We start from the raw sequence: 18907 nt of genomic DNA on the forward strand, positions 1-18907 counted from the left end.
ATGACGGTCACGTTCCTCGGCGTGCGGCACCACAGCCCCGCCTGCGCCCGGCTGGCCGCCGACACCATCGCCGCCGTACGGCCCGCGTACGTGCTGGTCGAGGGCCCGGCGGACATGAACGACCGGATGGACGAGCTGCTGCTGGGCCACCAGCCGCCGATCGCGGTCCACACCGGCTACCGCGCCCCCGGCCGCCGGCACGGCTCGTGGACGCCGTTCTGCGACTACTCCCCGGAGTGGACGGCGCTGAACGCGGGCCGCGCCGCCGGCGCCGAGCTGCGCTTCATCGACCTGCCCGCCTGGCATCCCGCGCTGGCCGGCGTACGCAACCGGTACGCCGACGCCGAGGCCCGCTACGGCGAGGTCACCGCCCGGCTGTGCCGCGACTTCGCCGTGGACGACGCCGACGCCCTGTGGGACCACCTGTTCGAGATCGAGCCGGCCGACGGGCTGGCCGAGCGGCTGGCCGTCTACTTCGACCTGCTGCGCGGCGACACCGAGGCGGGGCCGGACGACACCGCCCGCGAGGCGTACATGGCCCACTGGGTCAGGGCCGCCGCCGCCCACGCGGACGGGCGGCCGGTGGTCGTGGTCACCGGCGGTTTCCACCGCCCGGCGCTGATCCGGCTCGCCGAGGACGGGGACCGGAGCTGGCCGGAGGTGCCGCGGCCGCCCGACGGCGCGACGGCCCGCAGCTACCTGGTGCCGTACTCGTTCCGGCGGCTCGACGCCTTCGACGGCTACCAGGCGGGCATGCCGTCGCCCGGCTACTACCAGCACCTGTGGGAGCACGGCCCCGCCGGGGCCGGCCGGCTGCTCGCCGAGACGGTCGTCGCCCGCCTGCGGGCCCGTCGCCAGCCGGTCTCGACCGCCGACCTGATCGCGGCCCGCGCCGCCGCCGACGGGCTCGCGCTGATGCGCGGCCACCGCCACCCGGCCCGCGTGGACGTGCTCGACGGCCTGGCCGGCGCGCTCGTCAGCGAGGCGATCGAGACGCCGCTGCCCTGGGCGAGCCGCGGCCCGCTCCAGGCCGGCGCCCATCCGGTCATCGTCGAGATGATCGCCGCGCTCAGCGGCGACCGTACCGGCCGGCTGCACCAGGACACCCCGCTGCCGCCGCTGGTCCACGCGGTCCTCACCGTCCTCGGCGAGCCCGGCGAGGAACGCCTCGACCTCGGCGAGGAGGCCGGCCGCGAGCGCAGCCGGCTGCTGCACCGGCTGCGCGTGCTGGGCATCCCCGGCGTGCTGCGCATCTCGGGGCCGAGCCCGGCGGGCGGCACGGAGCTGACCGAGCGGTGGGAGCTGTCCGACTCCGAGGACCGCCTGCCCGCCCTCATCGAGGCCGGGGTGTACGGCGTCGATCCGCAGGAGGCGGCGGCGGCCGTGCTCGCCGGGCGCGTCCCCGGCGCGGACCTGGACGAGCTGGCCGGCGTCCTGCTCGACGCGGCGCTGTGCGGCGTCGGCGAGCTGACCGGGCAGGTGCTGGACGACCTGGCGCGGGCCGTCGGCCGGGCCGCCGACCTGGGCGCGCTGGGCCGCACCCTCGCCGTCGTCCTCGCCATGTGGCGACACGGCGAGCTGTTCGGCACCAGCGGCAGCGACCTCCTCGGCGCCGTCGTACGGGCCACGGCGGAGCGGGCGCTGTGGCTGGCCGAAGGCGTACGCGGCGGGCCCGCGCCGGCCGACCTGCGGCGGATCGAGGCCATGGCCGCCGTCCGCGACGCGCTCAGGCACGCCGGCCCGCCGCTCGGCCTGGACACGGAGGCGGCGCTGGGCGTCGCGGACCGGGTGGCCGCCTGCCGGGACGCGCCGCCCGACCTGCGGGGCGCGGCGCTGGGCCTGGCCTGGTCGCTGCGCGGCCACGCCGCCGGCGACCCCGGACGGGCGGTACGCGGCGCGTTCGTCCCCGCCACGGCGGGCGACTGGCTGGCCGGGCTGTTCGCGCTCGCCCGCGAGGAGGTCCTGCACACCGCCGGCGTGCTGGAGCTGCTGGACGAGCTGGTCGCGGCGCTGGCCGACGACGACTTCCTGGTGGCGCTGCCCGCGCTGCGCCAGGCGTTCGGCTTCTTCCCGCCCCGCGAGCGGCACCTCATCGCCACCCGGCTGACCGGGCTGCGGGGCGGCGGCGCGTCTCCTTACGACCTGATGAGACTGGACGCGGCCCCGGAGCTGGTGGCCGCCGGCATGGCGCTGGACGAGCGGGTCGACGCCGCACTGCGCAGGGAAGGACTGATCCCCCGATGACCGACCCCACGCTCGAACGCTGGCGGCTGCTGCTCGGCGAGCCGGGCGCCGCCTGCCTCGGCGGGCAGCCGCTCAGCCCCGGGGCCGCCGCCCGCGACGCCGCACTCGACTGGCTCTACGGGCGCGACGAGGACCTCCGCAGGCGCGGCGTACGCCGGCAGGGCGGCACCGGGCCGTCGTCGCTGACCACGTTCGGCTGGCTCGACGACATCGCTCGGCTCTTCCCCAAGGAGACCGTCGAGCGGCTGCAGCGCGACGCCGTCGAACGCTACGAGATCCACGACATCGTCACCGACCCCGACGTGCTGGCCCGCATCGAGCCCAACCCCGCGCTGCTCCAGGCCGTGCTGCGCACCAAGCACCTGATGAACCCGCAGGTGCTGCGGCTGGCCAGGCGGATCGTGGAGCAGGTCGTACGGCAGCTCATGGAAAAGCTCGCCACCGAGGTCCGCAGCGCGTTCACCGGCGCCAGGGCGCGCCGGGCCGGGCGACTGCGGCGGGCCCGGGACTTCGACGTGGTGCGGACCGTCCGCGCCAACCTGGGGCGCTACCAGCCGGAGACCGGCAAGCTGGTGATCGAGACGCCGCTGTTCTTCTCCCGCACCCGCCGCCACCTCCAGCCGTGGCAGGTGATCCTGCTCGTCGACCAGTCCGGGTCCATGGTCGAGTCGGTCATCCACTCGGCCGTCACCGCGGCCTGCCTGTGGGGGCTGCCCGGCGTGCGCACCCACCTCGTCGCGTTCGACACCGAGGTGGTGGACCTCACCTCCGACGTCGACGATCCCGTGGAGCTGCTGATGAAGGTCCAGCTCGGCGGCGGCACCGACATCGCGCGCGCGGCGGCGTACGGGGCCGGCCTGGTGGAGCAGCCGCGCCGGGCGATCGTCGTGCTCATCTCCGACTTCTACGAGGGCGGCGACCCGCACCGGCTCGTACGGGTCGTGCGCGGTCTGGCCGAGCAGGGCAGCAAGGTGCTGTGCCTGGCCGCGCTCGACGAGCAGGCCGACCCCGCCTACGACCGGGAGCTCGGGCAACGCCTGGCGAACGCCGGCGCGCACGTGGGCGCCATGACGCCCGGCGAGCTCGCGTCCTTCGTCGCGGAGCACGTGGGCCGATGAGGACCGACCTGCTCGCGCTCACCACCGACTCCCTGGCCGCGCTCACCAACCGCGGCCTGGTCAAACGGGCGGCCAAGGAGGCCACGCCGGAGCTGCGGCTCGACGCCGACGGCACCGTGCACGGCGGCTTCCCCGGCGGCCCCGACACGAGCCTCCCGCCGGGGGGCCTCGACGCGGGCCACTGCACCTGCGGCGCGACCGGCGTCTGCCGGCACGTGATCGCGGTGATCCTCACCTACCAGAGCCAGCACGCCGCCCCTGCCTCCCCGGTGCCGGGTTCTGACGCCTCTGGTTCTACGGAGCCCGGTTCCGCGACGCTCGGCCCCGCGAAGCCCGCGTCTGTGGCGCCGAGTTCTGCTGCGCCCGGTTCCGAGGTCCCCGGCTCCGCAGCGCTCGGCTCTGCGGAGCCTGGTTCTGCAGTCCTCGGCTCAGCGGCGCCGCGTTCTGGGGCGCCTAATTGTGCGGCGCTCGGCTCAGCGGTGCCTGGTTCTGCGGCGCTTGGCTCACCGGCCGCGCAACCGTCCGGGACGCCCGTACTGCCGGGGGAGGAACCAGCGCCCTGGTCGCCGGGACAGGTCACCGACGACGAGCTTGCCGCCAGGCTCGGTGCACGGCTGATGAGCGCCGCCCGCCGCACCGAGCGGGCCGGCTACACCGCCCGGATCCGGCGGGCGACCCCCGCTGAGCCGGTGCCGCAGGTCGAGCTGCCCACCGCGACCGTGCGCTTCCTGGTTCCCGGCGACCTCGGGTTCGTACACACCGACGCCGTCGCGGGCAGCCGTGACGACGTCATCGCCCTGGCCGTGTGGGCGTTCCGGGTCGCCGACGAACTGCACCCCGGCGTTCCCGACGCCCGGGTCGATGTCGGCGGACAGGCCGTGGCCGGGGCAGTGGCCGGGCTGGAACGCGCCCTCACACTGGCCGGCACCGTCCTGCGCGAGGGCGCGGCGCACCTCGGCCAGGGCCTGGAGGCGACCGTCGCCGACGTTTCACGCCACCTGGAGGCCGACGGGCTGCGCTGGCCGCTGCTGGCCGTCGGCGATCTCGCCGAGCAACTGGCCGCCTACCGCGACCGCGCCGCCCACTACCGTCCCGAACTGCTCGCCGGGCACCTCGCCGAGCTGCACGCCCGTCACCGCGCGGCGACCCGCCAGGACGTCGCCCCGCGCAGCAGCGTGCTCGGCACCACCGAGGCCGCCGAGACCCCGCTGCGCCGGGCCCGGCTGGAGGCACTCGGCTGCCGGGTCCGCGCTCTCGGCGACCGGCGGATCGCCGAAATCTACCTGGCCCACGCCGACGCCGCCATGGTGCTGGTCCTGCGCCGCCAGTGGGAGGGCGACGACGACGGGGCGGCGCTGGCCCGGCGGCGGATCGCCACGTCCACACTGGCCGGGCTGGCCGCCGGCACCGTGGTCACCGAGTCCGCCGTACGCAGCGCCAGCCGTACGGTCAGGCTGGCCACCGGGCGCGTCTCCAGGACCGAGGTGAGCGCGTCGCGGGGCGACTGGGACGCCCTGCCGCCGTCACTCAAGGTGACGGATCTCGAAGTGCTCGGCCGCGAGCTCGACGCCCTCCCGCTTCGCCCCGTCCGGCCGCGCGTCGAGGCCGAGCTCGTCAGGGCCGTCGCCGTCGCGGGGGTCGAGTCCATCGCGTACGCGCCCGGCGACCAACGGCTCGATGCCGTCGTCGCGGACCGGGCGGGCAATCTCGCCACGGTCAGCGCCACCCATGCCGCCGCCGCGCCCGGCCGGCTCGACGCGCTGGCCGCCGTACTCGCCGGGGAGGAGGGGGAGCCGCGCTTCGTCAGCGGCGTCGTCGGCAGGGCTGGGGGCGGCCGGGCTGGGGGCGGCCGGGCAGGGGCCGGGATCGTCATCGAGCCGATCGGGCTGGCGGCCGGCGACCGCGTGATCGTCCCCGACCTGCGGCCCGCCACCGGCGGCACGCTGACGCCTACATGGGACGAGGAGCCAGAACCACCGCTGACCGCCGCACTGACCCACGCCCGCGCGCTGCTCGCCGAGGCCGCCCACCACGGCCTGTCCCACCTGCCGCCCACCTACGACACCCGGCTCGACGCCGCCGCGCACCGGTTGACGGTGCTCGGCCTGCACCGCGTCGCGGCGGCCCTCACCGCCTTCGCCTCCGCCCGCACCACCGGCTCCGCCGAAGCGGCCGACCGAACCTGGGCCGACGCCTACCTGCGCGCGGAGATCGCCCTGGAGCTGAGCTGAGGACGTAGGACGTACGACGTCAGGGCCGTGACGCCGGGCCCAAGGCGTCAGACCCGGGATAAGGCCGGGAGACGTCGGGCCTGAGAGCGTCAGATTCGGGACGACGCCGGGAAGCGTCAGGCCCGAGCAGGCCGGGAGGCGTCGTGCTTGGGGGCGTCAGGGCCGGGACAAGGCCGGAAGCCGTCGTGCCGGAAAGCGCCAGGCCTGAGCAGGCCGGGAGACGTCGGGCCCAGGCGCGTCGGCCCGGGAAAGGCCGGCAGACCCCGGACCCGAAGGCGTCCGGCCCGGGGCAACGCCGGGAGACCTCACGACCCCGGGCGTCAGCGTTAGTGGAAGCGGGACAGTAGGTCGTCCACTGCCGCGAACCCGGCCACCACCTCGGCGGCCGGCCGTTCGCGTCGCACCAGGCCGACCGCCTGCCCCGCGTACACGTACGCGGCGTCGTAGTCGCCGTCCCGCCGTGCGGCCGTCAGTTCGGCCCGTGCCGCCTCGTCCGCGCCCAGCTCCTCCTCCCTGCCGTGCCACCGGTCGAAGAAGGCGTTGCGCAGGGCCCGCCCTCCGTACTCGGGCGGCCAGGCCAGGCGCTGGGCCACGTCGAAGACCCGCCCGTACGCGGTGCCGGTCTCGGCGGCGGCCAGCACCCGCGCCCGCGCCGGCCCGGCGAGGGTCGTCTCGGCGCAGCCGAGGAACGCCGTCCCCGCCCACCCGCCTTCGGCGCCCGCCGCGAGCACGGCGGCCAGGCCGCGCGCCGTGGCGATGCCGCCGGCCGCGAGCACCGGGACGTTCACCGCGTCCAGGACGCTCTGCAGCAACGGCAGCGTCGCCACCTCGTCGCGCCCGTGCCCGCCGCCCTCGCCGCCGCGCGCCACGACGACGTCCACGCCGGCCCGCTCGGCGGCCAGCGCCTCCTCCGTGGTGCCCGCCTGGACGGCGACGGTGATGCCCGCGCCGCGCAGCGGCTCCACGTACGGGCCGAAGTCGCCGTAGCTGACGGAGACGAGCGCGGGACGGGCGGCGAGCACCGCGTCGAGCTGCTCCGGACTGTCCGGCAGCGCCCACGCCATCAGCCCGACCCCGTACGGCCGCCCGCTCCCGGCGGCGACGGCGGCCTGCTCGGCCACCCACGAGCCCGGCGCGTTCGCCGGCACCCCGAACATGCCGAGCGCGCCCGCCGCGGACACGGCCGCCGCGAGCCTCCCGTCGCTCACCCCCGCCATCGGCGCCCCCACCAGCGGCACGTCCAGCCCGAACCGATCGGTCAACCACGTACGCGGCATCGCTCTGCTCCTTCGTCTCACCCGGCAGCGACGGAAACTGTCGTACCCGCCTGCGACACTTCCGGCATGCTGAACGTGGATGAGCTGCGGCCGCTGCTGCGTGCCGCCTGGGGGCCGGACACCTGCGATCCCGCGAGCCTCGACGAGTGGCGGCCGGACAACCCGGCGAGGGGCCAGTGCGGGACGACGGCGCTGGTGGTGCAGGACCTGCTCGGCGGCGACCTCATCCTCGGCGAGGTCCACGTCGACGGGGCCAGGACCTCCTACCACTACTGGAACCGGCTGCCCGACGGCACCGAGACCGACCTCACGGCCGAGCAGTTCGGCTCCGACGAGGTCGTCTCCGGCGGCACCGTCCAGCAGCGGCCGCCGGAGGGTCCCCGGCGCTGCCGCGAGCAGTACACGCTGCTGCGGCAGCGGGTGCTGGCCGCCCTGCCCTAAGGGGCCCTGGAGGCCCTGGGGAGCCTGGGTGCCCTGAGGGTGAGGGCCCCTCGGGGGCCTGAGGGGTCTGACGGGCGAGGGATCTGAGGGGTCTGAGGGGCAGTGAGGGGTCTGAGGGGCACTGAGGGGTCTGAAGGGCACTGAGGGGTCTGAAGGGCACTGAGGGCCGAGCCGCTACGGCCGTGACCAGGGCACGAGGAGGTCGCTCACGGCCGACAGGATCGCCCGGGTGAACGGCGACACGCTCGCCGGCCCGTGGAAGGGCCGCGTCCCGCCCCCGGTCACCCCCTCCAGCGTGCCCAGATCGGCCCCGGGATGGCAGGCGACGTCCGGCCCCGGCAGGTCGGCCAGCAGAAACTCGCCGTCGTCGCAAGCGGCCTGCGCCGGATGCGCGGCGCGCCGCACCCAGCGCGCCCGCCCGTCCCGGTCGAGCCGGTAGACGCCGGAGCCCTGCCCGCCCGCCATCCGCGCGGGCGGGCCCTCCGCCAGGCGCAGCCGCACCGCGAACGGCCCGCCGGGCTGGGTGGCGCGCAGCAGCGTGAGCTGGTTGAACTCCGCCGCGTCGCCGAGCCAGCCCACCGGCCGGCCGAGCATCACCGCGAGCTGCCCCAGCACGAACGGCGGCAGCCCCACCGCCTGCTGGTTGGCCGCCTCCACCTCGTCGCGCCGCTGCCGCCGCCACCGCAGCGCGGTCAGGTAGATCCGCTCGTCCGGCGTGAGGAGCGCGTCCAGGCCGAACATCCCGGCGGCCCCGTACCTGCGCCAGGCCCAGAGCGCCACCCGTTCGGCGCACTCGATGAGCAGCGCGGCGGCGGGCGCGGGCCAGGGCCGCGACCAGTCGGCCCCGGCGGCGCTCACTGGGCCGGCGGACCGCTCGGCGACGCCGGTCGTCAGGTGCGCGGGCCGGTCGGCGTACACCCGGACGCCGCCCCTGTCGTCCGGGACGCTGAGCACGGTGATCGCGACCGGCCAGCCGTCCACGTACGCGGCCACCCGGTACGGCCCGAGCAGCCGCGCCGCGCGGCCCATGTCACCCTCCCCGGACACGACCACCGTGCCGCTCCCGCCGGGCCCGCCCGCCTGCACCACCACCCGCTCGGTCCCGACCGCGCGGCGCAGCTCGGCCGGCGACGGCAGCCGGTCCACGTGCACGCTGCGGACCCGCGACACGACCGGCACCCCGGCGGCGCGCAGGAGGTCGTCGAGGAGCGGCTTGGACTCCAGCGTGACCCGTACGCCGGGATCGATCGAGGCGGCCGTGCTGCCGGGACCGGTCAGCTCGTCCAGCCGGACGTCCGCGCCGCCGGTGACGACGACCGGCGGGCGGTCCAGCTTGAGCAGGTGCCTGGCGGCCTCGTGGCGCACCCGGCGCGGCCAGCCGTGGCGCTCGGCCACCGAGCGGACGCGGGTGCGGTCCTCGGCGGCGACGACCAGGTCCGCCAGGGCGGGGTCCCAGGCCGCGTAGCAGCCGATGGCGAGCGCGGGCCGCAGCGCCGCCACGGCGGACGGGCCGGTGTAGCCGGTGCGCAGCGCGCTGGTGCACCGGTCCACGACGACCAGCGGCCGGCCGCCCAGGACCTCCTCCCGCACGGCCTCCGCGTCCCACCGCGCCGCCCAGGGGTCTTCGTCCGAACGTCTGTCCCGCACCACGCCGGGGTCGCGGTCCCTGTCGACGACCGCGCCGGTGTGACGGGACGATCGTTTCTCCGGCTCTCCGTACATGTCGCCGCCCCCGCCATAAATCGTCCTTCGGAATGCTGTGTCACGTTCCGCACTATTGACGGTGCTCTGCGTGGAGCGCAGAGTCGAGGGCACCAGGATGTGAAGCGATGTGAAGCCGCGATGCCGCCCCGCCGCACCCACCCCGTCGCCAACCGGGCCCTGGCCGCGCTGATCGAGCAGGCCGCCTGGACCCACGCCGCGCTCGCCCGCCACGTCAACGCGGCCGCCGCCGCGAACGGCGACCCCCTTCACTACGACCGCTCGGCCGTCGGGCACTGGCTGACCGGCACCGTCCCGCGCCCGGAGGGGGTGGTCGCGGTGCTGGAGGCGTTCCGGCGGCGGCTGGGCCGTCCCGACCTCGCCGCGGCGCACCTCGGCTGGCCGGACCCCGGCGCCGCGCCGCCCGACGACCCCTGGCACGGCGATCCGGTGGCCCGCCTGGCCACGCTGGGGGAGGACGACCTGCTGAACCGGCGCGCGGTGCTCACGGCGGGCACGTTCACGCTGGCCGCGCTCTCGAGCCTGGCCGCGGGGACGCGCGTCCCGGCCGCCGCGAAGGTCGCCGCCGGGGTGGCCGCGCGGATCACGTCCGGCGGACGGGCTCCGGCCAGGGCGGGCGCGGCCGACGTCACCAGGATCCGCGCCGCGACCGCCGGCTTCGCCGACCTCGACGACCAGTACGGCGGCGGCCACGCCCGCGCCGCCGTGGCCGCCTACCTGGCGCGGGAGGTCACGCCGCTGCTGCACGGCACGACCGGCCGCCGCCGCCCCGACCTGTTCGGGGCGGCGGGCGAGCTGAGCTATCTGGCCGCGTACATGGCGATGGACGCGGGCGCGAACGCCCTGGCCCAGCGCTACTACATCAGCGCCGTCCGGCTCGCCGACGAGGCCGGCGACCTGGTGTCACGCGCGACCGCCCTGCGGAGCATGGCCGTGCAGGCCGCCGAGCTGGGCCACGACGAGGAGGCGCTGGCCCTGGCCGAGGCGGCCGCCTCCGCGCTCGGCGGGCACGGCCCGCCGCGTACGCAGGCCTGGGTCACCGGCATGCGCGCCGAGGCGCACGCCGCCGCCGGCACCCGCCACGACGCGCTGAGCCTGCTGCACCGTACGGAGACGCAGCTCGAACGCGCCGACTCCCGCCCCGAGTCGGAGTGGACCGGCAACTACCGGCGCGAGTCGCTGGAGCACCAGATCGGGCTGACCCTGACCAGGCTCGGCGACCACGCGGGGGCGGCCCGCCATTTCGCCGCCTCCATGGACGCCCGCCGCCCGGTCGAGCGGCGCACCCGCACCCTCATCGGGCTGCGCGCGGCGCACGCGTTCCTGCGCGCCGGGGACGTCGAGCGGGCCGCGGTGACCGTGCTCGGGCTGAGCGAGGACGTCCGGCTGGTGGCCTCCGCCCGCGTCCGGGGCGAGCTGCGCGCGCTGCGGACGGCCTGGCAGCCGTACCGCAAGAGCACCCTCGTCGCGGAGGCCGACCGGGCGGTGCGCGGCGCGTGAAGGACCGCGCGCCGGCTAGACGTCGCGGGTCCAGAGGGTGAGCAGCTCCTCGGCCGCGGCGGTGCGCGGCGTGACGCTCTTCTCCTCGTGATCCACCTCGATCTCGACGGGACGCAGGTCGGGGACGAGCCCGCTGCCGAGCGCCTGCTCCTCGGGCAGGTCCTCGTGCGGGCCGGGCCGCCACCAGTAGACCTGCGGGGTGAGCGGGTGCTCGCCCTGCTCGACATGCGTACGGCTGAGCGACTGCATCGTCTCCATCGCCGCGACCAGGTGCACGTCGCCGATGGCGTGCACCAGCACGTACTCCGGGACGGGGAACGACACCAGTGCGCCCAGCCCCACGTGCGGCAGATGCCGGTCGAGCACGTGCGCGTGGGCGCCGATGTAGCGGTGGGTCTGCCCGATGTGCATGATGGGCACGCCCCAGAGCTGATGGGTCTCGACGTAGTGCGGCTCCCGGTGGATGGAGGCGCGCAGCGCGGCGCCGAACACCTCGTTCTCGGTGCGGTGGCCGAGGTCGGAGCGGTTGAGCGGCACGATGGAGTCGGGCAGGTCCATGACCACCGTCTCGACCAGGCCCGGCGCGAGCGGGCGGGTGGTCAGGGCGGCGAGCAGGCCGGGTGGGTCGGCCAGCGCCTGCTCGGTGTAGAGGCGGATCCGCAGGGAGTCCTCGGCCAGCAGCCGTTCGATGTCGACCGCGGACGCCTGGGCGACGGCCTGGGCCCGACTGTGGTGGCGGCGCACCCCCTGCACGAAGCCGCGGGCGAACTCGGCGGCGAACCCGGGGATCTCGGACGGCGGCAGGAGGCCCGCGTGCTCGGTGTAGGTCGTCACGTCGGCGGGGACGTCGCCGATCTCCGGCACGCTCAGGCTGACGGTCGTCGGGCCGGTGAACCTGGCCTCGACGTTCTCGCCCGCGAAGGCGCTGATCAGAGCGTGGACGGCGACGTCCTGGACCATCGTTCGTTCTCCTTGAGCCGGTGGGCGAGCCCTCCGATCGTAGAGGCGGGCGGCCGTCAGCGGGTCGAGGTCCGCGGCCAGGACGCCACGTCCGCCGCGATGACCAGCGGATGGTCCTCCGGCGTGTGGTGCCCGGCCACCTCGTCGTGCTCGCGCACCTCCAGCGAGGCCATGGTGGCGACGCACCACTTGACCGTCTCGGGCGTCCACATCGAGCCCGGGCCGGGCCGGAAGCCGATCAGCAGCTTCGGCACCTCCGGGCTGCCGGCCGCCCACCGCCCGAACGCCTCCATCCTCGCCACCACGTCCGCGGGCTCGCCGCCGAGCGGCATCGAGCGCGGCCACCGCAGCAGCGGCAGCCGGCTCTCCCTCGTCGGGTACGGCCGCAGGTAGACCTCCAGGTCCTCCTCGGCCGGCGGAGTGGCCATGGTGGCGGGCAGGCCGCGCAGGAAGGCGTTGTCGTCGAGGATCATGGACTCGCCCACGCCCTCGGTCCTGATCGCCCGGAACAGCTCCCGGCCGCCCTCCGGGAACTCCTCCCAGCTCATGGGCTTGATCACGGCCTCGGTGAAAGCGATGCCGCGCACCCGTCCGGGATGGCGGGCGGCCCAGTCGAAGGCCAGCGCGCCGCCCCAGTCGTGGCCCACGAGCAGCACGTCGTCGAGCTCCAGGGCGTCGAACCAGGCGTCGAGGTAGCGGGCGTGGTCGGCGAAGGTGTAGTCGATGGGCGGCTTGCCGGACTCGCCCATGCCGATGAGGTCGGGGGCCAAGCGGCGGCCGGGCCCGGCGGCGGGCATGACGTGCCGCCACAGGTGGGAGCTGGTGGGGTTGCCGTGCAGGAAGACGGTCGGCGCGCCGGAGCCCAGCTCGCGGTAGGCCATGGTGGAGTCGAGGACGTTCAGTACGGGCATGAGCGGATCCGTTCAGGTGTGAAGGGTCATGAGGTCGCGGTCAGCGGAAGGCCGCGATGTTGCGGGCGGCCCAGTCGCCGAACGTGCGCGGCGCCCGCCCGAGCACCCGCTCGACGTCCGGGCTGACCCGCCGTTCCGCCTCGACCGGGTTCCCGAGGATGGCGAGGGTCGCCTCGACGACCGGCTCCGGCATGAACGTGAGCATCCCCGCCCGCGCCTCCTCCGGGCTCTGCTCGGTGAAGCGCACCTCCGTCCCCAGCGCCGCCCCGATGGCCGCGGCGCGTTCGCGCGGGCTGGTCGCCCGGGGCCCGGTCAGCTCGTACGTGCGCCCCTCGTGCCCGTCCTCCCGCAGCGTCACGGCCGCCACCTCGGCGAGGTCGGCGGGATCGACGGCGGGCAGCGCGACGTCGCCGAAGGGCGCGGCGACCGTCCGATGGGCCCGGACGGTCCCGGCCCAGGCCAGGGCGTTGGAGGCGAACCCGCCGGGCCGCAGGATCGTCCACGCGAGACCGGACTCCCGTACGGCGTGTTCGAAGTCCGCCGCGTGGGCGTAGGCGTGCGGCCTGGTCCCCGCGCCCTGCGACGACAGCAGCACCACCCGCCGGACCCCGCCGGCCGCCGCCGCGTCCAGCACCGCCCGTGGCTCCTGGCCGGCGACCAGCAGGAACAGGGCGCGGGCGCCCGTGAAGGCGTCCTTCAGCCCGGCGGGCTCGCCCAGGTCGCCCCGGTGATGCCGGACGCCGGCGAGGGGCGTCCCGGCGTTGCGTGACACCGCCGTCACCTGCTCACCCGCGGCCGTCAGCAGCCGTACGAGCTCGCCGCCCACGTTGCCGGTCGCCCCTGTCACCACGATCATCGCTTCCTCCGTCAGAAGTTAGTTAGCTGACTGACTGAATCGGAGCGAAACCATAGCGGACGGCCGGAGCGGTTGTCTATAGTGAGTGAGGTGACTGACTCAATCAGGGCGGGCAAGCGCGAGCGGCTCGCCGCGGCCGCCGCCCGGGTCCTGCACGAGCAGGGCGTCGAGAAGACCACGCTCGCCGACATCGCCCGCGCGGCCGACGTCCCGGTCGGCAACGTCTACTACTACTTCAAGACCAAGGACCAGCTCATCGGGGCCGCCATCGACACCCACGGCCGCGAGCTGGAGACCCTGACCGCCCGGCTCGACGGGCTCCCCGACCCCCGGGACCGGCTCAAGGCCCTCGTCGGCGGCTGGGTCGGGCAGAGCGACCTCACCGCCCGCTTCGGCTGCCCCACCGGCACCCTCGCCTCCGAGCTGGACAAACGCGACGACGGCCTCGACCGGGCCATCGCCGCCGTCATGGGGGCGCTGCTCGACTGGATGGAACGGCAGTTCGCCGCCATGGGGCGGGACGACGCGCGCGAGCTCGCGGTCGCCCTGCTGGCCGCGTACCAGGGGGTGTCGCTGCTGACCAACACCTTCCGCGACCCCGCCCTCATGCGGGCGGAAGGACGCCGGCTGGAGCGCTGGATCGACTCCCTCGCCTGAAGGGCGGCCGGCGGGCCCAGGTCGCCCACCGCCACGCCCACTCCAGCGGCCCCTGACGGAACCACCGCAGCCACAAGGTCGACCAGACCCACTGCGAAACGAGGACGCCGCCCGCGATCGACAGCACCGTCGCCGTGGACCAGCCGTCCGGCGAGCCGCCTGCCAGGCGGGCGGTCAGCAGGACCAGCACGGTGGCCGTCAGGTAGTTGGTCAACGCCATCCGCCCGAGCGGGGCGAACACGGCCCGCAGAACCGCCCGCAGCGGGGTGCGCAGCAGCACGAGCACGGCGCAGACGTACGCGCCCGCGGTCAGCAGCCCGGCGGCCCCCATCGCCCGCGGGTCGCCCGTGCCGTTCTGCAGCCAGGCCAGCGGCGCCGCCGCGGCCGAGAAGGCCAGGCACAGCAGGACCGGCACGCGGGTGGAGTCCTCGATCCGCGCGGTCACGCCGTACCTGGTGAGCGCCGAACCCAGCAGGAACAGCCCCGGCACCAGCCCGAACGTCCCCGCCCCCGTCGCGAGCGCGGCCACGACGACCACGCCCGCCAGCCAGGTCACCGCCCGGCGCGGCAACCAGGAGGAGGGCAGCAGCACCACGAGGCCGGTGACCGCGTACACGGTCAGGATGTCGCCGTACCACAGCAGGAACATGTGAGCCAGGCCCAGCGCGAGCAGCGCCAGGAGCCGGCGCAGCAGGAGCAGCCGCGGCCGTCCCACCCGCCGCCCGGCAGACTCCAGCAGCAGGGAGAAGCCCACGCCGAACAGCAACGAGAAGATCGGGAAGAACCGCTGGTGGACCAGCAGCCCCAGCCAGGCGTCACCGGCGTCGCCGCCGCCGGTCCGCACGGCCAGGGCGTCGCCGGCGTGCGCGATGGGCTGGACGTTGGCCACCAGGATCCCGCAGAGCGCGAGACCGCGGATCACGTCGAGCGCCACGATCCTGGGGCGCGCGTCCCGTGTCGTCAGATGTTCTTGTGACATGGCCCCACATCCTCGGGACCGCGCGGAAGCGGCGGTACGGGCCGGAAGCAGGGTTCGCGGGCGGCGGGAGTCATACTTTCGGCCGGTACGGCGGGAAGGGCGCGGCTTCTAACCTGAGCGGCGTGACTGACCGGGACCAGCCGGCCGCGCGGCATTGGACGCCCGGCGACCGAGCGTTCGCCGTGAGCGCCGCCGTGGCGGACCTCGGGCTCGGCGTGATCCTCGCCGGTCTGCAGGCGTTCTGGGCGTACAGCGTGGCGACCTCCTGGGGGCCCGGCTACGTGCCGTTCGGGTGCGTGGCGGGGGCGGTCGTGTCCGCGATCGCGCTGGCGCGGCGCCGGGGGAGGGTGCTCGCGGCGGTCGCGGGACAGCTCGTGGCGCTGTCGGCCGCGCTGGTGTCCCGCCTCGCCGGGCTGCCCGCCGAGCCGGGGCCCGCCGCGGCGCTGGCGCTGGCCGTGCTCACCGCCTCGGCCGTACGGACCCTCGCGCCCCGCGCCGCCTGCGCCGTCGCCCTGGGCGGGCCGGCCGTGGTCGCCGCGACCGCCCTGCGGCCCGCCACCGGGCTCCCGCCCGTGACCGCGCTGAACGCCGTGACGTGGCTGGCCGGGCTGGCGGCCGGGCTCGGCGCGCGTGCGCTGGCCGCCCGCCGCGCGGCCATGGCCGAGGCCGTACGCCGCCACGAACGCCTCCAGCTCGCCCGCGAGCTGCACGACGTCGTCGCGCACCACGTCACCGGCATCGTCCTGCAGTCGCAGGCCGCCCAGGTGCTGGCCCGCCGCCGGCCGGAACGCGTCGGCGGCGCCCTGACCGGCATCGAGACCGCCGGCGCCGACGCCCTGGCCGCGATGCGCCGCCTCGTCGGCCTGCTCCGCGACGCGGCCCCGCCCGCGCCGCCCCCGGAGACCCTCGCCGGCCTCGCCGCCCGCTTCGACGGCCCGCCCGTCCACCTGCGCCTGCCCGCGCACGACGAGGACGAAGCCGCCTGGCCGCCGGAGATCGCCGGCACCGTCTACCGCGTCGTCCGCGAAGCCCTGACGAACGTCTCCCGCCACGCCCGCGCCGCCCGCTCGGTCCACGTCACCGTCGCCCGCGAGCCCGGCACGCTCACCGTCGAGATCACCGACGACGCCCCGCCCGCCCCCGCCCGCCGCCGGCGCGCCGCCACGGGCTACGGCCTGCTCGGCATGCGCGAACGCGTGACGGCACTCGGCGGCACCCTGCACGCCGGCCCGCGCCCCGGCGCGCCGGGCTGGTCCGTGCGCGCCGCACTCCCGCTGCCCCCGCCCACCGGATCGGAGCCGCCATGAGCATCAGCGTCCTGCTCGCCGACGACCAGGCGCTCGTCCGGGCCAGCCTGCGGGTCATCCTGGAGGACCAGCCCGACATCCGCGTCGTCGCCGAGGCCGCGGACGGCGACCGGGCGATCGCGCTGGCCCGGCGGCTGCGTCCGGACGTGTGCCTGGTCGACGTCCAGATGCCCGGCTCGAACGGCATCGAGGTGACCCGCGCGCTCGCAGGGCCGGGCGTCCCTTCTCCGCTGCGGGTGGTCGTCGTCACGACGTTCGGCCTCGACGAGTACGTCCACGGCGCGCTCCGCGGCGGGGCCGTCGGCTTCGTGCTCAAGGACGCAGGACCGGCCCTGCTGGTGGAGGCGGTACGGGCGGCCAGCGCGGGAGACGCCCTGATCTCCCCGTCGCTCACCCTGCGCCTGCTCCGCCACGTCACGGCCGCCGGTCAGGCGCCGGGCGACCGGCGTCCGGCGTCGCCGCTGTCGGAGCGCGAGGCGGAGGTGGCCCGTGCGGTCGCGCGGGGGCGTACGAACCCGGAGATCGCCGCCGAGCTCTTCATCTCCCTCAGCACCGTGAAGGGACACATCTCCGCCATCCAGGCGAAGCTCGGCGTACGCAACCGCGTGGGCATCGCCTCCTGGGCCTACGAGACCCGCCTGACGGACGCCCCGTGACGGGGGCCGCGGCTCAGCCGGTCACCTGGCGGAACACCACGGTCGCGCGGTAGCCGTCGTCCGCCTTCTCCACGTCGGCGCTGAGAACGGTGACGCCCGCGTGCTCGGCCCGCCCGCCGTAGAACAGGCGGGCCTCGTCGAGCGCGCGGGCGCGCAGGTCGGCCGGGGTCCGGCCGACGACGGTCACGCGCAGGTCCATGGAGAACGTGCTGTCGTCGTCGCCGAACCAGACATGCGTCCCTAACGGCGGCATGCTCATACGACCGTCCCTCCCGTGGGATTCGCCCAGAATCGCATCTCCCTTCCCGCCGCACGCCCCGGATAACGTTCCCGGCCGCGCTTGACAAGATCCACAGAAGGCGCGTGTAATGGCCGTCGCGTCGCGTGACGCCGGCCGGGGAGTACGGCGGCGGCATGGAGGCGCCCGATCAAAGGGGATGACGCCGTGAACACTCACACGTTCGGTCGTGCCTGACCACCGGATCCCCGCGCGTCATCCCATGCCACGGACGGTGTAGTCGGCCCGTCCCGCTCGCTCTGACGGCATGCCGTGCGGGTTCTCCCATGCCCGCCGACTTCTCACACACCTGCGCACGGAGTGACGAACACGCATGCCCATGGACTTCAACCAGCAGATCATCGACGAGTTCCGCGCCAACGGCGGCCGGGTCGGCGGCCCCTTCGAGGGCGCCAGGCTGCTCCTGCTGACCACCACCGGCGCCCGTAGCGGCGCGCCGCACACCGTACCGGTCGGGTGCCTGCCCGACGGCGACCGCGTCCTCGTCATCGCCTCGGCGGGCGGCTCGCCCCGCCACCCGGCCTGGTACCACAACCTGCGCGCCGACCCTCGCGTCACCGTCGAGGACGGCACGTTCACCTACCAGGCCGAGGCGGTCGTGCTCACGGGCGAGGAACGCGACCGGCTGTTCGCCCGCGCCGTCGAGCAGAGCCCGGGCTGGGCCGACTACGAGACGAAGTCCGGGCGCGTCCTGCCGGTGGTCGCGCTCGTCGCCGCCGATCCCGGCCCGCCCGCCGGCCCGATGGGCGACGGGCTCAAGCGCCTGCACGACGCCTTCCGCCGGGAGCTGGCCCTCATCCGCGCCGAGGTCGCCGCCTCGGGCCCGCGCGTGGCCGCCCAGCTCAAGGTCAACTGCCTGACCCTCTGCCAGGGGCTGCACGTGCACCACGCGCGCGAGGACGACTTCATGTTCCCCGGGCTGGAGGGACGCCATCCGGAGCTGGGGCCGGCGCTGGAGCGGCTGCGGGCCGAGCACGCCGTCGTGGCGCGGCTGCTGGAGGAGCTGCGTACGCTGCTCGCGGCCGACGACGTCGCCCCGGACGCGCTGCTGGCCGAGGTCGAGCGGCTGACGGCGGAGCTGGAGGCGCATCTCGACCACGAGGAGGAGCAGCTCGTCCCGCTGCTCAACGCCCTGTAGCCCTTCCGCCGCTTGTCCCGGATGTGGGATAACATCCCGGATATGAGAAGCGCGGAGGAGCTGGACGCCCGGCTCGCGGGCCGGCTGGCGGAGCTGCGCGTCGAGCGCGGGTGGTCGCTCGACGAGCTGGCCGCCCGCGCCGGCGTCAGCCGGTCCACCCTGTCCAGGCTCGAACGCGCGGAGATCAGCCCCACCGCCGCCCTGCTCAACAAGCTCTGCGCCGTCTACGAGCGGACCCTGTCGCGGCTGCTGGCCGAGGTCGAGACGGAGCCGCCGCTGCTGGTGCGCGCGGCGGAGCAGCGGGTGTGGCGCGACGAGGAGTCCGGCTTCGTCCGCCGGTCGGTCTCGCCGCCGCACCCGGGGCTGCGCGGCGAGGTCGTGGAGGGGACGCTGCGGCCCGGCGCGGACATCGCGTACGACGTGCCGCCCGTCCCCGGCCTGGAGCAGCACATCTGGGTGCTGGAGGGCACGGTCGAGATCACCGCGAACGGCCGCACGCACGCCCTCGACGCCGGCGACTGCCTGCGCTTCCTGCTGTGGGGCGCCTCCCGTTTCCACTGCCCGGGCCCCGGCCCGGCCCGCTACGTCATCCTCGTCGTCCTGCCCTGACCC

General features: G+C 75.8%; 17 protein-coding genes. 10 read left to right on the forward strand and 7 right to left on the reverse strand.

Annotation, left to right across the window (positions count from 1 at the left end):
- From ACBR40_RS03485 to ACBR40_RS03495, 3 genes are read left to right on the forward strand one after another with little or no spacing between them, the layout of a single operon-like run.
- Complete coding sequence (locus tag ACBR40_RS03485; protein ID WP_371247343.1) at positions 1 to 2244, forward strand: DUF5682 family protein; 2244 nt, start codon at positions 1 to 3, stop codon at positions 2242 to 2244.
- A complete protein-coding gene (locus ACBR40_RS03490) occupies positions 2241 to 3362 on the forward strand; it encodes a VWA domain-containing protein (protein WP_371247344.1) in 1122 nt (373 codons plus the stop codon). Before ACBR40_RS03485 ends, ACBR40_RS03490 begins: the two co-directional genes overlap by 4 nt.
- Positions 3359 to 5593, forward strand: a complete 2235-nt coding sequence (locus tag ACBR40_RS03495; RefSeq protein WP_371247345.1) for a hypothetical protein — start codon at positions 3359 to 3361, stop codon at positions 5591 to 5593. Before ACBR40_RS03490 ends, ACBR40_RS03495 begins: the two co-directional genes overlap by 4 nt.
- A 326-nt stretch (positions 5594 to 5919) precedes the next feature.
- Here the strand turns inward: ACBR40_RS03495 and ACBR40_RS03500 are convergent, their stop codons facing one another.
- Positions 5920 to 6870 (reverse strand): NAD(P)H-dependent flavin oxidoreductase, encoded by a 951-nt coding sequence (locus tag ACBR40_RS03500; RefSeq protein WP_371247346.1) that lies wholly within the window; start codon positions 6868 to 6870, stop codon positions 5920 to 5922.
- Between the two features lie 66 nt (positions 6871 to 6936).
- Between ACBR40_RS03500 and ACBR40_RS03505 the strand changes: the two genes are divergently transcribed.
- Positions 6937 to 7311 carry a hypothetical protein gene (locus tag ACBR40_RS03505; protein ID WP_371247347.1) on the forward strand — a complete coding sequence of 125 codons (375 nt, stop codon included), beginning with the start codon at positions 6937 to 6939 and terminating at the stop codon, positions 7309 to 7311.
- A gap of 174 nt (positions 7312 to 7485) precedes the next feature.
- Here ACBR40_RS03505 and ACBR40_RS03510 read toward each other — a convergent pair whose 3' ends face one another.
- A complete protein-coding gene (locus tag ACBR40_RS03510; protein WP_371247348.1) occupies positions 7486 to 9033 on the reverse strand; it encodes a hypothetical protein in 1548 nt (515 codons plus the stop codon).
- Between the two features lie 99 nt (positions 9034 to 9132).
- On the opposite strand from ACBR40_RS03510, the gene ACBR40_RS03515 reads away from it, so the two are divergent.
- Positions 9133 to 10533 (forward strand): hypothetical protein, encoded by a 1401-nt coding sequence (locus ACBR40_RS03515; RefSeq protein ID WP_371247349.1) that lies wholly within the window; start codon positions 9133 to 9135, stop codon positions 10531 to 10533.
- A gap of 15 nt (positions 10534 to 10548) precedes the next feature.
- On the opposite strand, the gene ACBR40_RS03520 is transcribed toward ACBR40_RS03515, so the two are convergent.
- The 3 genes from ACBR40_RS03520 to ACBR40_RS03530 are packed head-to-tail and all read right to left on the reverse strand — an operon-like array spanning position 10549 to position 13260.
- Complete coding sequence (locus ACBR40_RS03520) at positions 10549 to 11493, reverse strand: hypothetical protein (protein ID WP_371247350.1); 945 nt, start codon at positions 11491 to 11493, stop codon at positions 10549 to 10551.
- Between the two features lie 56 nt (positions 11494 to 11549).
- The gene (locus ACBR40_RS03525; RefSeq protein WP_344216342.1) at positions 11550 to 12404 is read right to left on the reverse strand and encodes a haloalkane dehalogenase; all 855 of its coding nucleotides are present in this window, start codon (positions 12402 to 12404) and stop codon (positions 11550 to 11552) included.
- 40 nt (positions 12405 to 12444) lie between these two features.
- Complete coding sequence (locus ACBR40_RS03530; RefSeq protein ID WP_371247351.1) at positions 12445 to 13260, reverse strand: NAD(P)H-binding protein; 816 nt, start codon at positions 13258 to 13260, stop codon at positions 12445 to 12447.
- A gap of 90 nt (positions 13261 to 13350) precedes the next feature.
- Between ACBR40_RS03530 and ACBR40_RS03535 the strand changes: the two genes are divergently transcribed.
- Positions 13351 to 13917 carry a TetR/AcrR family transcriptional regulator gene (locus ACBR40_RS03535; RefSeq protein ID WP_371247352.1) on the forward strand — a complete coding sequence of 189 codons (567 nt, stop codon included), beginning with the start codon at positions 13351 to 13353 and terminating at the stop codon, positions 13915 to 13917.
- Here ACBR40_RS03535 and ACBR40_RS03540 read toward each other — a convergent pair.
- On the reverse strand, positions 13865 to 14896 hold the full coding sequence (locus ACBR40_RS03540; RefSeq protein ID WP_371247353.1) for a DUF418 domain-containing protein: 1032 nt from the start codon (positions 14894 to 14896) through the stop codon (positions 13865 to 13867). The two genes, ACBR40_RS03535 and ACBR40_RS03540, sit on opposite strands and share 53 nt — an antisense overlap.
- A gap of 122 nt (positions 14897 to 15018) precedes the next feature.
- On the opposite strand from ACBR40_RS03540, the gene ACBR40_RS03545 reads away from it, so the two are divergent.
- Positions 15019 to 16203: a sensor histidine kinase gene (locus ACBR40_RS03545; protein ID WP_371247354.1), complete on the forward strand. Its 1185-nt coding sequence runs from the start codon at positions 15019 to 15021 to the stop codon at positions 16201 to 16203.
- A complete protein-coding gene (locus tag ACBR40_RS03550; protein ID WP_371247355.1) occupies positions 16200 to 16859 on the forward strand; it encodes a response regulator in 660 nt (219 codons plus the stop codon). The genes ACBR40_RS03545 and ACBR40_RS03550 overlap by 4 nt, the downstream gene beginning before the upstream one ends.
- A 13-nt stretch (positions 16860 to 16872) precedes the next feature.
- Here ACBR40_RS03550 and ACBR40_RS03555 read toward each other — a convergent pair whose 3' ends face one another.
- Positions 16873 to 17118: a hypothetical protein gene (locus ACBR40_RS03555; RefSeq protein ID WP_371247357.1), complete on the reverse strand. Its 246-nt coding sequence runs from the start codon at positions 17116 to 17118 to the stop codon at positions 16873 to 16875.
- Between the two features lie 352 nt (positions 17119 to 17470).
- Here ACBR40_RS03555 and ACBR40_RS03560 point away from each other — a divergent pair, with 352 nt between their 5' ends.
- Together ACBR40_RS03560 and ACBR40_RS03565 are read left to right on the forward strand one after the other, a co-directional pair.
- Positions 17471 to 18295, forward strand: coding sequence for a nitroreductase/quinone reductase family protein (locus ACBR40_RS03560; RefSeq protein ID WP_344216327.1), 825 nt, complete (start codon positions 17471 to 17473; stop codon positions 18293 to 18295).
- A 42-nt stretch (positions 18296 to 18337) separates the two neighbouring features.
- Positions 18338 to 18904, forward strand: a complete 567-nt coding sequence (locus tag ACBR40_RS03565) for an XRE family transcriptional regulator (protein WP_364462571.1) — start codon at positions 18338 to 18340, stop codon at positions 18902 to 18904.
- The last annotated feature ends 3 nt before the right edge of the window (positions 18905 to 18907 follow it).

Source organism: Nonomuraea sp. AD125B (assembly GCF_041402765.1).
GTDB lineage: Bacteria > Actinomycetota > Actinomycetes > Streptosporangiales > Streptosporangiaceae > Nonomuraea > Nonomuraea bangladeshensis.

What these genes read in the sequence shown, in the direction of transcription:
- ACBR40_RS03485 (WP_371247343.1), top strand. Translation starts at nt 1, where the DNA reads ATGACGGTCACGTTCCTCGGCGTGCGGCACCACAGCCCCGCCTGCGCC.
- ACBR40_RS03490 (WP_371247344.1), top strand. Translation starts at nt 2,241, where the DNA reads ATGACCGACCCCACGCTCGAACGCTGGCGGCTGCTGCTCGGCGAGCCG.
- ACBR40_RS03495 (WP_371247345.1), top strand. Translation starts at nt 3,359, where the DNA reads ATGAGGACCGACCTGCTCGCGCTCACCACCGACTCCCTGGCCGCGCTC.
- ACBR40_RS03500 (WP_371247346.1), bottom strand. Translation starts at nt 6,870, where the DNA reads ATGCCGCGTACGTGGTTGACCGATCGGTTCGGGCTGGACGTGCCGCTG.
- ACBR40_RS03505 (WP_371247347.1), top strand. Translation starts at nt 6,937, where the DNA reads ATGCTGAACGTGGATGAGCTGCGGCCGCTGCTGCGTGCCGCCTGGGGG.
- ACBR40_RS03510 (WP_371247348.1), bottom strand. Translation starts at nt 9,033, where the DNA reads ATGTACGGAGAGCCGGAGAAACGATCGTCCCGTCACACCGGCGCGGTC.
- ACBR40_RS03520 (WP_371247350.1), bottom strand. Translation starts at nt 11,493, where the DNA reads ATGGTCCAGGACGTCGCCGTCCACGCTCTGATCAGCGCCTTCGCGGGC.
- ACBR40_RS03525 (WP_344216342.1), bottom strand. Translation starts at nt 12,404, where the DNA reads ATGCCCGTACTGAACGTCCTCGACTCCACCATGGCCTACCGCGAGCTG.
- ACBR40_RS03530 (WP_371247351.1), bottom strand. Translation starts at nt 13,260, where the DNA reads ATGATCGTGGTGACAGGGGCGACCGGCAACGTGGGCGGCGAGCTCGTA.
- ACBR40_RS03540 (WP_371247353.1), bottom strand. Translation starts at nt 14,896, where the DNA reads ATGTCACAAGAACATCTGACGACACGGGACGCGCGCCCCAGGATCGTG.
- ACBR40_RS03550 (WP_371247355.1), top strand. Translation starts at nt 16,200, where the DNA reads ATGAGCATCAGCGTCCTGCTCGCCGACGACCAGGCGCTCGTCCGGGCC.
- ACBR40_RS03555 (WP_371247357.1), bottom strand. Translation starts at nt 17,118, where the DNA reads ATGAGCATGCCGCCGTTAGGGACGCATGTCTGGTTCGGCGACGACGAC.
- ACBR40_RS03560 (WP_344216327.1), top strand. Translation starts at nt 17,471, where the DNA reads ATGCCCATGGACTTCAACCAGCAGATCATCGACGAGTTCCGCGCCAAC.
- ACBR40_RS03565 (WP_364462571.1), top strand. Translation starts at nt 18,338, where the DNA reads ATGAGAAGCGCGGAGGAGCTGGACGCCCGGCTCGCGGGCCGGCTGGCG.